This window comes from uncultured Megasphaera sp., assembly GCF_958350005.1.
Taxonomy (GTDB): Bacteria; Bacillota; Negativicutes; order Veillonellales; family Megasphaeraceae; genus Megasphaera.
Window position 1 is genome coordinate 1 of the sequence record NZ_CATWFF010000058.1, and the last position, 11,498, is coordinate 11,498.

Consider the following 11,498-nt stretch of genomic DNA (forward strand, 5'->3'; position numbering starts at 1 on the left):
CAATAAAGAAGTCGTGATTTACGCAAAAGACGACAAAAAAGTGTTATTTTTTCTTCAGCCTCTCCCGCTCTGCCACAGTAACGCAAAAGCCGCATCCCCTCCTGCTATTCCAGGAGAAGATGCGGTGCCATATGCAGTCTCATATATAATTATTCTTCTTCAATGACCTTGCCCGGATTCAGAATCCAGTTGGGATCTACAGCCTTTTTAATCGTTTTCATCAGTTCCAGTTCGACAGGATCTGTATATTCTTCCATGTAGTGCAGCCGTTTAAAGCCAATGCCGTGTTCGCCGGACAGGCGGCCGCCCAGGCCATATACGTACCGATAGGCCATGGCACGGAATTCTTTCAGCTGCCGTTCCCATTCTTCATCGGACATATGGCACTTCAAAATCTGGAAATGCAGATTTCCGTCACCGGCATGGGCCAGGCAGAACAGGCGGAAGTCATATTTCTTGCTTTCTTTCAGCAAGGTCTGAATGCAGTCGGCAATCTTCGTCACCGGCACGACCAGATCTTCTGACGTAGCCACTTTGGAGAAGACCCGCGTACTTTCCAGGCAGTTTCTCCGCACCTTCCAGACCCGGTCATCTGCTTCAACGACGTCGGTAGCGCCGCATTCTTCACAAATAGCGGCCAGTTTATCCATTTTGTCGTCCAGTTCTTCTTCCGTAAAGGTTTCAATGGAAATAATATCGTAGCAGCCGTCTTCATAATGAGGAAGGCGAAGTTCACTGTAATCGCTGGCACTGCGGACGAAGTTATTGTCCATAAATTCGACCGATGTCGGATTAAGTCCGGCCTTGACCAGTTTCGGCACCAGTGCCGTCGCTTTGGCCAGATCTGTAAATACGGCCAGCACATCCAGACGATACGGGCACAGGGGAACCAGTTTCAATGTGGCCTTGGTAATAATGCCCAGCGTCCCTTCAGAACCAATAATGAGCTGGTCCAGACAAAAGCCGGTGGAGCATTTCTTCAGCGTGGCCCCCAGGGTCGTCACTTTGCCGCTGGGCAGGACGACTTCCACAGAATAGACCTGATGCCGCGTCGTACCGTAGCGAACGGCTTTATTACCGCCGGCATTGGTTGCCAGATTGCCGCCAATGAGGCAGCTGTCCGAGCTGCACGGATCGCCGGCATACATGAGACCCTTGGAGTGGGCCAGGTTCTGAATGTCAATGGTGCGGACACCGGCTTCGACAACCATGTACATGCCGTCTTCATTCATTTCCAGAATATGATTCATCCGTTCCATTAGCAGGACAATACCGTGGTATACCGGTACAGCGCCGCAGCTGACACTCGTGCCGGCACTGCGCGGCGTCACCGGCACCTTGTACTGGTTGGCAATCTTCATGACTGCCGACACTTCTTCCGTATTGGCCGGCAGCACGACGACTTCCGGCAGGCGCCAGAATGACGGCGCCAGGCTTTCATCGCCTTCATAGGTTTTCAGTACATCTGCGTCGGTTTTGACGTATTTGTCGCCTACGGCCTTTCGCAAGGCCTGTAATACTTCTTCCGTAACTGGATTATATGATGCCATTTCCCTTAAAATCCCCTTTTTATCTATAAATGCTGCAGGATGCCACAGATAATGCAGCCTCCTGAAAAACCAAATTTCTACGGACCAATGCTGCCATCACGTCAGCTGTTCCCTACTTCTGCAGTACCGGGAACGTCGCTGCGGCATGGCTCATGACGGTGACTGTATAGTCTTCTTTCCCTTCTGCTGCCAGCTCTTTCCTGGCCATGGCCCAGGCTTCTTCCAGCGTTGCTGCCGGAATCTGGCCGCTCTGCCGGATAATATCAAAATTTTCCGGCCGCGTAACGATATACACCTGCTTCATGGACTGAATAATACAGCGAGACTTGAAAGCGACAAAGGCGGGAATGGAAAAATCAGCCCGCAAATCCGTTTCAAAAGCAGCCATATCACTGCGGAAGAACCAGTCTGTAAAAATAGCCGGTTCCTTAATATCCGGGCAGTCCAGCGTAAAGATCATAATGCCGCCGGGCTTGGTAGCAAAGACAGCATTCATATGGGCTTTCATGCTCTGATACAGATTCATGTCCTTGGGATAGCCGCCGGCCGAGCCGATTGTCACATCAGCCTGGGCGGAAATAGGCACGCTGGCAATGCGCAGCAAGTCATCACAGCCTTTTTTCCAGGCATCGTACCAGTGGCCGCCGACAACTTCATACAGCCCGCCGTCAGCCGTAAACACCGTATTGACCAGAAAAGCCGGATTCAGCAATGCTGCAGCCTGGCGCATATCATCGTGAAGCGGATTGTCTTCGAGAAGGCTCGTTTCACACAGGGGATTACAGCCGCCGCCCAGTTCTTCCGTCAAGGCCATGGCATGATTGCGCATAATCGTTTCATAGCCGGAAATCCCCGGCAGCACTGCCTTGCGGCCGCCGCCAAAACCGGCCATGGGATGAAACGCAACGGAACCGGTCAGAATGACCTTATCGGCCTTGACTGCTTCGGCATCCAGATAAATGGCATTGCCGTGCGTCGTCGTGCCGACGTAGGCCAGCCGGTCCGGATTGCGGCTGTCATGATTGACAATACGCAGCCGCCGGGCCATCTCCCTGCCGCAGACAATGGCGTCTTCTTCCGGCGTATGGGCGCGGTGCGTCCCCTGGGCCGTAATGACCGTAATCTGAGCATCCTGCACGCCGATGCTATTCAGTTCTTCCACGATGACCGGCAGCATGACATCCGTATGAACCAGACGGGTAATGTCGCTGACAACGATAGCTACCGTATCTGTCGCCTGGATAACATCGCGCAGCGGTGCAGTGCCGACAGGTTCACGCAGGGCTTTGCGCACCGCTGCGGCTTCATCAGTTACTTCCGGCACGTCGTTGCCGTGAAGATCATACAACAGATGGGATTCATCCAGAGACACGGTCTGGATTCCTTTTCCACAGGGAAGAGAAAATGATTTCATATGCTACCTTCTTTATCGTAATACGTAACTATATAACGTTTTATATGTATAACTCTTCAAAATAAATTCCATCGCCCCATGTACAGGGCGACGAGAGTCCGTATAAACAGCAATGCGAACAGACCCATGGTTATGATATATAACTGCTTTTCAAATTCATCCAGATGGTGAGTCCGGTGATGCATGTGATGAAGCATGTGAATGATGTGCAGCAGCATGCCGATCGCCCCGCTTTATGTATCCTGCCAGTCCGTTTTTTTCGCTGTATGGGGAAATAACTCGTGAATCTGACGAGCCGACTCTTCATCCTGCTGGATGCCTTTGAGCAGCGTTTTTTCCGAGTTTTCCATATGCTTTTTCGCTACCCGACGGGCCATGACACTGTTATGTTCGGCAATATTTTCCACCATCAGGCGATGTTCTTCCCACGTTGCTGCCAGCCGTCCCGGATAATGCATGGAAATCGAACGAAACCGCAGCATCTGCTCCCGCAGATTATGGAGAATATCGACCAGACGCTGATTGCGGCTGGCCTGATACAGTGCATCATGGAAGCGTACATCAGCGTCGACGATTTTTTCAAAGTCATCATGCTCCATGTATTCGTTAATTTCCACCAGAATACGTTCCAGATTTTCCAGTTCATCCGGCGTAATCCGTTCGGCTGCCAGGCCGGCAGCCAGTTCTTCCAGGGCGCCGCGAATTTCAAAAACCTGAGAAATATCCTTCAGGGAAATATCAGCTACATAGGCCCCCCGCCGCGGCACCATGACGACAAAGCCTTCCTGCTCGAGCTTGCGGATTGCCTCGCGAATAGGAGTGCGGCTGACGCCCAGTTCTTCAGCCAGGCGAATTTCCATCAGCCGTTCTCCCGGCTGGAGCACGCCGTCCTTAATCGCCTGCCGCAGGGCTTCGCTGACGACATCGCGCAGGGGCTTATAGGCATCCAGCTGAATAGGCTCCAGTTTATATTGTTTATCCGTTTTCATCATACGAATTATTGTCACCTCTGACTAATGTGCACTGATACACGTCGATTCCTATGGCCTGCTGTGCTGCTTCCTGACATATCTGCCGGTACAGCATCGTTCCGTCCCGTTGCGGCGGCACTACGGCAAAGACAGTAGGACCGCTGCCGGCCATGAGTGGGCGAAGGCCCTGCTGCCGCAGCAGCTGCCGGCATATGTCAATTTGCGGTACGCCGGGAATGACCAGCTCTTCGAAGGTATTGCCCATAGACCGGATAAGAGCCGTCCAATCCCTTTTTTCTGCAGCTGTAACGGCGGCATCGACGGCCACAGGACGAAGCTGCGAGGGATGCTCGTCAAAGAGGGCATAAGCCCGGCCCGTATAGACCGGTACATGAGGATGCAGAATCAGGACTTCCCAGTCCGTCAGGGCCGGCAGGGGCTGCAGTACATCGCCAATGCCCCTTCCCCGCATGGTTCCGCCGCAGATGCAAAAGGGGACATCGGCGCCAAGAGATGCGCCAATACGGCACAGCGCCTTTGTCGAAAGGCCCAGATTCCACAACCGGTTTAAGCCCCTCAGTACAGCGGCGCAGTCCGTACTGCCGCCGGCAAGACCAGCGGCCAGAGGAATCTGTTTGTCAATATGAATGGACACACCATGCGGCCCTGAGTAATATGACTTCAACGCGGCAAAAGCCCGGTAGGCCAAATTGGATTCATCACAGGACAGCTGCGGATTAGAACAGGTTAACCGGAACTGATCCGATCGTTCCAGCTGAATCCGATCACGCAGACTTACGGATTGAAAGACCGTATCTATGGTATGATAGCCATCATCGCGCCGCCCTGTAATTTCCAACGCTAAATTGATCTTGCCGTAGCCCCATTCTTCGATCATCCCTGCCGCTCCATTTCACCTGCAAAATTCCCTTCTCCCCGTATTGAATTAAATTTTTCTCTTATGGTATAATGATGGGACAGTGCAGGTATCTCTCTAGAAGACGATCCCTTATCTCCCATCCTCGTGAAGAAGGCACACGATTTATTATATCGTTTTTTCTTGTATTTTACAATTGTTTCTGTATACCAATAGGAGCAAAGATCATGAAAAACACGCACACTCTTTCGTGGAAACGCCTGGCCATTCCGTACGTCGCTTCCTTTGTGGGCGGACTTATTGCCGCCATCGGGCTGAATGCCTTTTTTATTCCTCATCACCTGCTCAGCAGCGGCATCAGCGGCGTCGCCGTAGTCCTCTACTTTATTCTGGGCATTCCCGTAGGCACCTTGGTATTTATCTTAAATATACCAGTCATGATAGCCTGCTATAAATTCATGGGGCGGCAATACACCATTCTCAGCATTGTCGGCACCTTCATGTTCTCTGCTGAAATCGACGCTACAGCCTTTCTGGCAGAGTGGGAAATCATCAAAGATCCCATCATTTCCGCCATTGCCGGCGGCCTCATATCGGGCATCGGCTTTGGCATTTTATACAAATACGGCGGCAACAGCGGCGGCCTTGATGTAGTTGGTGCTATTGTCAAGAAATATTACTCCCTGGAAATCAGCAATGTCGTCATGGCCATTAACACGGTCATCTTTCTGGGCGCAGCCTACATGTTCTCCCTGGAAATGGCCGTCCTCACCTTTGTCGGCGCCTATATTGCCACCTTCATTACCAACAAGGTCGTCATCGGCCTGAAGCAGCGGAAATCAGTCATCATTATTTCCAACCGCGCCGAAGACATTGCCAACCTGCTCATGCGCTACATCGGCCACGGCGCTACCTATTTCCATGGCCAGGGCGCTTATACGATGCAGGACAAACGCATTATCTACGCCGTCATTAAACTGACGGAAGTATCCAAAGTAAAAGAGCTGGTTCACAAAATGGATCCCAGTGCCTTTATGATTATCAGCGACGCCTCGGAAGTTGTGGGCCGCGGCTTTACAGGGCCCAAGATCAAGTATCACGCCTATCCTGGCGATTCCATGTCCATGCCGCGGACCAAAAAGTCACCTCCTCCCGAATATTAATCCACTACAGTATCGAGCAGAACCTGTGCGGTTTCACGTACATCTGCTCGATTTTTATAACGCCATAGCCCCCCATCGCCGCTGCCCGAAAGGAGAATCCCCTATGTTACAGGAAGAACGGAAAAATATTATTTTACAGGAATTAAGCTGCCGCTCCATCGTCAAACTGGAAGAACTGGCCACACTGCTCAACGTATCAGTCGACACAGTTCGCCGCGACCTGAAAGCACTGGACCGGGCCGGACTGATTCAGTACGTCCGCGGCGGCGCCAAGGCCCTGCGGGAATCTCAGCAGTTTTCCCATTTCAACGGCCGCAAAGTGCTGCACAATGACTTAAAGCGGCAGGCTGCCCGCAAAGCTGTCCTCCGCATCCACAAAGGCGATACGATTATGCTCAATGCCGGTACGACGACGACCATTTTAGCCGAAGAAATCGCCCGGACCGGTATCGTCTGCACCCTGATTACCAACAATATTGCCGCCGCCGAAGCCGCTTCCAACAGCCCGGAATGCAGTATTCATCTCATTGGCGGCGAATGGGACAGTGAAGAACGCTCCACCTGGGGCAGCCGCTGTCTGCGGGAAACAGAAACGTATTTTCCGGATATTTGCTTTCTCGCTGTAAACGCCCTGGACTGTCAGGCCGGGCTGACGGACTTCCGCTTCCATGAAATCCCCATCATGCAGGTCATGGCCAAAAATGCCTGGAAAACCATTGCCGTCATGGATTCCACCAAACTGGACCTGATGGCCAAAAAGCAGATTTTTCCCTTGCGCCAGACGCCGCTGGTCCTCATGGATGATAATGTAAGCACCGAAACCCGTGACCGCTACTGCCGCGCCGGGCTGATTATTGAGTAAGCAGGAGTTCTCTCCCGGACCATGACAAAAGGGAAAAAATATATTGACAAGACCTCCTGTCCATAGTATAATGACCTAGTCAGCTAACGACATGGAGTGATACTCAAGAGGCTGAAGAGGACGGTTTGCTAAATCGTTAGAGGTCGCAAGGCCTGCGAGAGTTCGAATCTCTCTCACTCCGCCAGATTCCTGGATTGAGCAGCTCTGCATAACAGGGCTGCTCATTTTATATCTGCTGCAAAACATGCAAAAAAATGGCATTCCTATCTTTACAACTACCGTTTCCATCTGCTATACTAAGCAAGGTACGACATCGTGCGGGTGTAATTCAGTGGTAGAATACAAGCTTCCCAAGCTTGGTACGAGGGTTCGATCCCCTTCATCCGCTCCACACCAGAGCCTTTACCAGCCATCGGTAAAGGCTCTTTTTGCATGCTTTATCAGAAATCGCAGGACCTATGCAAAAAAATTAAACGCAGTGACACACTTTGTACCTGTCATCTGGTATACTGGAGGCAAGAAATGAACCGTACACAACATGTACAGAAAGAAGGATACCTTCATGGCAGAAAAAGAACATGGCACATACAATAAAATCAGCCGCACCCTCAGCCTGTATACCAAGCTGCTGAACGGCAACTGTCTCCACGCCGAAGAAGAAGCACAGGAACAGGGCGTCACAGTCCGCAGTATTCAGCGGGACATTCAGGATATTCAGGAATTCTTCAGCAACAGCTTCCAGCAAAACGACACGATGATTCCCAAAGAAGTCATTTATAACCGCCGCAAAAAGGGCTACGAACTGCGGGACCTCAACCACCCGACCCTGACGGACAGCGAAATTCTGGCAATCTGCAAAATTCTGCTGGACAGCCGGGCCTTTACGAAACAGGAAATGACCAGCATGCTGGACCGCCTCATTTCCGGCTGCGTCGTCAAAACCAAGCAGAAAGAGATTAAGGAGCTGATCAATAACGAAGCCTTTCACTACGTAGAACCCCGGCACAAGACCGTATTCATCGATACGATGTGGACCATTGGCGAAGCCATCCGCAGCAGTCATTACCTGGAAATTCACTACACCCGCCTGAAAGAACAGAAAACAGTGTGCCGGAAAATCAAGCCCGCAGCCATCATGTTTTCCGAGTACTACTTCTACGTGGCCGCCTTTATTGAAGATGCGGAACTAAAAGACGTACTGTATACGCTGAACGACGCCAATCCCACCATTTACCGCCTCGACCGCATCAAACAGGTCGTCGTCCTCCCTGAAACCTTTCGGACGCCTTACAGCGAACGCTTTCAGGAAGGAGAATTTCGCAAGCGCATTCAGTTCATGTACAGCGGCAAACTGCGAAAAGTGCGCTTCACCTATAACGGCGCCGATATTAATGCCGTGTTGGACCGATTGCCGACGGCCGTCATTGAATCCGAGAAAGACGGCGTCTATACGGTCTCTGCCGAAGTCTACGGCAACGGCATCGATATGTGGCTCCGAAGCCAGGGCAATACCGTCCAGGTGCTGTAGCACCTGTCCAGCACACAGCAGGCATACAAAACAGGGATACAAACCGTACCAGTCCGTATCCCTGTTTCGTCACGCTATGTGTTCATTATGCTACAGTTAAAAGTAAATGGCTTTTAATACGACAGCATGGACAATCGCTGCGCCGATTAAGACCAGCGGAATCACACGATGTATGGCAAATAACCGGGCATTAGGATGCTTTTTCATGTACACGCCAACACCGATCTGAACAACAAACAGCGCCAGCATAGCAATGCCTGTTAGCAGCAATGGCAGCGGTATAACCGGCAGGAACGGCATTTTAAACAGAAAATGCCGGGCCGCCAAAACAGCCGAAGCACCCCCTAATACAACATGGAGACCAAACCATACTTCGCGGTGGTTCCGCTTAATATTTCTCTTAAAATAGGTCGTACGATATATCAAAAGATATACCGCCGTAATCGCTAACACAGGAACAAATGGCATTTCAAATCCCCCTATCTCATGGAATATCTCCTTCAAATGATGATGAATATACTCCAAAATTATGCTATATAATACTACTGCAGCTACAAAAAAGCTTGTATTTATTATACCAACACGCAATAAAGAGTCAAATTGTATGTTGGCATAGAAGCAGATACGACATATCTATACATACGAAACGCAGGCAGTCCCTGTAATAAAAGGCTGCCTGTGCTACTGTTTCTGTCATATATTCAATCGTTTTATTTCTTCTTCCGATGAACAATCAACGCTTCATCAGCCCATTCGAAGAAAAATAACTCTGACAGGTAGAGCAGCTGATGTCCTGCATAACAATCCAGCAATTCTTCTGCCGTCCCCATCGTATACCCAGAAGGATTATACATCGTATCCAACAACTCAATATCCCCCTTTTTGACAGCACGAATGAATTTCTTCGTACCTGGACACGTTTCTTTTAACTTCTTCAGGTATGACTTGGCCATACCCCATTTATCCAGCTTAAAATATAACAATGCCAGCGGCAGAAGATACGATGGACAATTCTCTTCTTCCGAATTGAGATGGTACAGTTTCAGTGCCTTCGTTTCATCACTGGTTTTAGCGTACAGCACCATGAGGGTATAGCGAATCCCCAGGTTATCATTTTTATTCAGCCCCATCATGGTTTCGCCAACTTCGATGGCTTTGATAAAAATCCCACAGTCCATCAGCGCCATCATATACCGCTGCAGCAGCCGCATATAGGGCCGTGTCTCAAAGACCATCCAAAAATCTCCCCGGCTATTGGTATACAGCTGCTCCCGCTTCAATCGTTTTCGTTCTGTTTCAATCAGTGCCGGCAGGGCCACTACAAAATCAAGGGGACTTTTGGCATCAACTTCCAATTGGGCCAGTTTGACATCCATATTATCTGGCGCCAATGCTGCAGCCTGTTCCAGATACTGTTTCTTTTTGTGCTTTGATGAGGACTGGTCTGCCAGTTCCAGATAATCATACATATCCATTTCATCTGTACTGTCTGCTCCATTAGCTAAGGTTTCATTATAGGCAGCAAAAAATTCCTGGGTCAGCCGCTGTAATTCTGCCTCATCCCTGATCCCCTGCGGCGCCTTTTCTGCCAGAAACGCATGAAATGCATGCAGCGCTTTTTCTGTCTTACGCGACATAAGTATTCCTCCTCGCATAATATATTTGTAAGCAAGATTTCCGCCTCGCTATACCCAGTTTGCCTACGCCTGCAAGCAGTTAGGGATTCTGTTAGATACTACCAGCATTCCTCAGGCCAAAGGCCGCGTAGAACGCCTGAACCAGACCCTACAGTCGCGCCTGCCCGTAGAACTACGCCTGGCAGGCATTACGACCATAGAGGCTGCCAATGAATTCTTAAACTCCTACATAAAAGAATTCAACACACAATTTAGCTTGCCTCTTTATGGTACCAGATCGGTCTTTGAAATGCAACCGACACCAGAGAAGCTGAATCAAATGCTGGCGGTATTACAGGAGCGAACCATAGACTGCGCGGGCACTGCATCCAGTTTCAGCACCAATATTACCGGTTGCTAAATGCACAGGGGAAGCCGGTATGGCTGAATTCATAGGCCCATTATACAATACTGCTACTTCTTCGACTTCTCTTCCAGTTCCAGCATGTACTTATCAAAGTCAGACATGAACAGTCTATCCTGAATGACACGGTATTTTTCAAATTCAGTTTCGGCTTTTGTCTTTGCAATCTCAGCAGTGATTTTACCTGCATCCTGCAGAACCTCTCTGTCATCTGCCATCAAGAATAGATCCAGTCGTTTTGCCCAATCCTCCATCGTCATTGGGATATGACGTTCTGCACGATCCTCTGCCAAATCCAGATAAGCTGATACAATACGCTCCAATGAGCGCATTTCCTTCTCTGAAAGATAATTCTTCGCAACGCTGACATCACTTTTTACAATCTTTCCTTCCGGTGCTGCTGCCCAGGTAGTCAGTCCCATGTGAGGCTTATCTGCATCCGCTCGCTCATAAATTAATTCTGCTGCAGTGTGTCCGTGAACTGCATAATGCATCTTATTCTGCACCTTTGCAAAGAACTGTTTTGTTGTTTTTGCTGTTCGGTCATAATCAAGAGCGGTAGCATAGATATCTGTTATCTTCTGATAAAATCTGCGCTCAGACAAACGGATTTCTCGAATCTGTTCAAGCAAACGGTCGAAGTATTCTACGGTAAGCACAGATCCACCATTTTTCAGGCGTTCATTATCCATGACCCAGCCTTTGATGGTATAGTTTTTAACGATACCGTTAGCCCATTTTCGAAACTGCACGGCTTGTTCATTATTTACCTTAAAGCCAACAGCAATAATCATTTGAAGATTGTAATGCTTAGTAGCACGGGTAACCTGACGCGAACCTTCAGTTTGAACTATCCGGAAATTCCGGATAGTTGAATCTGCCTCAAGTTCAGAATCAGAATATATCTTTTTAATATGCTCATTAATAGTCCGAACATCCACATTATACAATACAGCCATCATCTTCTGTGTCAGCCAGATATTCTCATCTTCATAACGCATTTCAATACTGTCTGGTTGATCGCCGACAGATGCAGCGTAAGTCAGATATTCTGCCGCGCTGGAACGAATGGTAATTTCATCTTTTTTCTGTT

At 49.5% G+C, this 11,498-nt stretch carries 11 protein-coding genes, 2 tRNA genes and 1 pseudogene; 6 read left to right on the top strand and 8 right to left on the bottom strand.

Going from position 1 to position 11,498, the window contains the following annotated elements; all coding sequences use genetic code 11:
* Positions 1 to 149 precede the first annotated feature (149 nt).
* From Q3886_RS04875 to ispE, 5 genes are all read right to left on the bottom strand, one after another.
* Positions 150 to 1,550: an FAD-binding oxidoreductase gene (locus tag Q3886_RS04875; RefSeq protein ID WP_301860049.1), complete on the bottom strand. Its 1,401-nt coding sequence runs from the start codon at positions 1,548 to 1,550 to the stop codon at positions 150 to 152.
* Positions 1,551 to 1,662: 112 nt separating this feature from the next.
* Positions 1,663 to 2,964 (bottom strand): nickel-dependent lactate racemase, encoded by a 1,302-nt coding sequence (gene larA / locus Q3886_RS04880; protein ID WP_301860050.1) that lies wholly within the window; start codon positions 2,962 to 2,964, stop codon positions 1,663 to 1,665.
* Between the two features lie 56 nt (positions 2,965 to 3,020).
* Positions 3,021 to 3,182: a hypothetical protein gene (locus Q3886_RS04885; protein WP_301860051.1), complete on the bottom strand. Its 162-nt coding sequence runs from the start codon at positions 3,180 to 3,182 to the stop codon at positions 3,021 to 3,023.
* 15 nt (positions 3,183 to 3,197) lie between these two features.
* A complete protein-coding gene (locus Q3886_RS04890) occupies positions 3,198 to 3,956 on the bottom strand; it encodes a GntR family transcriptional regulator (protein ID WP_301860052.1) in 759 nt (252 codons plus the stop codon).
* The gene (gene ispE, locus Q3886_RS04895; protein ID WP_301860053.1) at positions 3,940 to 4,833 is read right to left on the bottom strand and encodes a 4-(cytidine 5'-diphospho)-2-C-methyl-D-erythritol kinase; all 894 of its coding nucleotides are present in this window, start codon (positions 4,831 to 4,833) and stop codon (positions 3,940 to 3,942) included. The genes Q3886_RS04890 and ispE overlap by 17 nt, the downstream gene beginning before the upstream one ends.
* 206 nt (positions 4,834 to 5,039) lie before the next feature.
* Between ispE and Q3886_RS04900 the strand changes: the two genes are divergently transcribed.
* The 5 genes from Q3886_RS04900 to Q3886_RS04920 all read left to right on the top strand — a co-directional run bounded on the left by Q3886_RS04900 (position 5,040) and on the right by Q3886_RS04920 (position 8,365).
* On the top strand, positions 5,040 to 5,975 hold the full coding sequence (locus Q3886_RS04900) for a YitT family protein (protein WP_301860054.1): 936 nt from the start codon (positions 5,040 to 5,042) through the stop codon (positions 5,973 to 5,975).
* A 103-nt stretch (positions 5,976 to 6,078) separates the two neighbouring features.
* Positions 6,079 to 6,837, top strand: coding sequence for a DeoR/GlpR family DNA-binding transcription regulator (locus Q3886_RS04905; protein ID WP_301860055.1), 759 nt, complete (start codon positions 6,079 to 6,081; stop codon positions 6,835 to 6,837).
* A 93-nt stretch (positions 6,838 to 6,930) separates the two neighbouring features.
* Positions 6,931 to 7,021: transfer RNA gene (locus tag Q3886_RS04910), tRNA-Ser, on the top strand.
* A 133-nt stretch (positions 7,022 to 7,154) separates the two neighbouring features.
* A tRNA-Gly gene (locus Q3886_RS04915) sits at positions 7,155 to 7,228 on the top strand.
* A 171-nt stretch (positions 7,229 to 7,399) separates the two neighbouring features.
* Complete coding sequence (locus Q3886_RS04920; protein ID WP_301860056.1) at positions 7,400 to 8,365, top strand: YafY family protein; 966 nt, start codon at positions 7,400 to 7,402, stop codon at positions 8,363 to 8,365.
* A gap of 96 nt (positions 8,366 to 8,461) precedes the next feature.
* Here the strand turns inward: Q3886_RS04920 and Q3886_RS04925 are convergent, their stop codons facing one another.
* Both Q3886_RS04925 and Q3886_RS04930 read right to left on the bottom strand, forming a co-directional pair.
* Positions 8,462 to 8,833, bottom strand: a complete 372-nt coding sequence (locus Q3886_RS04925) for a hypothetical protein (RefSeq protein ID WP_301860057.1) — start codon at positions 8,831 to 8,833, stop codon at positions 8,462 to 8,464.
* 242 nt (positions 8,834 to 9,075) lie between these two features.
* Positions 9,076 to 10,002 carry a hypothetical protein gene (locus Q3886_RS04930; protein ID WP_301860058.1) on the bottom strand — a complete coding sequence of 309 codons (927 nt, stop codon included), beginning with the start codon at positions 10,000 to 10,002 and terminating at the stop codon, positions 9,076 to 9,078.
* 49 nt (positions 10,003 to 10,051) lie between these two features.
* Between Q3886_RS04930 and Q3886_RS04935 the strand changes: the two are divergent.
* Positions 10,052 to 10,425: pseudogene (locus Q3886_RS04935) on the top strand (ISNCY family transposase); the annotation flags it as partial.
* A 30-nt stretch (positions 10,426 to 10,455) separates the two neighbouring features.
* On the opposite strand, the gene Q3886_RS04940 reads toward Q3886_RS04935, so the two are convergent.
* The coding region (locus Q3886_RS04940; RefSeq protein ID WP_301860059.1) for a virulence RhuM family protein at positions 10,456 to 11,498 on the bottom strand (1,043 nt) is incomplete at its 5' end.

What these genes read in the sequence shown, in the direction of transcription:
- Q3886_RS04875 (WP_301860049.1), bottom strand. Translation starts at nt 1,550, where the DNA reads ATGGCATCATATAATCCAGTTACGGAAGAAGTATTACAGGCCTTGCGA.
- Q3886_RS04885 (WP_301860051.1), bottom strand. Translation starts at nt 3,182, where the DNA reads ATGCTGCTGCACATCATTCACATGCTTCATCACATGCATCACCGGACT.
- ispE (WP_301860053.1), bottom strand. Translation starts at nt 4,833, where the DNA reads ATGATCGAAGAATGGGGCTACGGCAAGATCAATTTAGCGTTGGAAATT.
- Q3886_RS04890 (WP_301860052.1), bottom strand. Translation starts at nt 3,956, where the DNA reads ATGATGAAAACGGATAAACAATATAAACTGGAGCCTATTCAGCTGGAT.
- Q3886_RS04930 (WP_301860058.1), bottom strand. Translation starts at nt 10,002, where the DNA reads ATGTCGCGTAAGACAGAAAAAGCGCTGCATGCATTTCATGCGTTTCTG.
- Q3886_RS04925 (WP_301860057.1), bottom strand. Translation starts at nt 8,833, where the DNA reads ATGCCATTTGTTCCTGTGTTAGCGATTACGGCGGTATATCTTTTGATA.
- larA (WP_301860050.1), bottom strand. Translation starts at nt 2,964, where the DNA reads ATGAAATCATTTTCTCTTCCCTGTGGAAAAGGAATCCAGACCGTGTCT.
- Q3886_RS04905 (WP_301860055.1), top strand. Translation starts at nt 6,079, where the DNA reads ATGTTACAGGAAGAACGGAAAAATATTATTTTACAGGAATTAAGCTGC.
- Q3886_RS04920 (WP_301860056.1), top strand. Translation starts at nt 7,400, where the DNA reads ATGGCAGAAAAAGAACATGGCACATACAATAAAATCAGCCGCACCCTC.
- Q3886_RS04900 (WP_301860054.1), top strand. Translation starts at nt 5,040, where the DNA reads ATGAAAAACACGCACACTCTTTCGTGGAAACGCCTGGCCATTCCGTAC.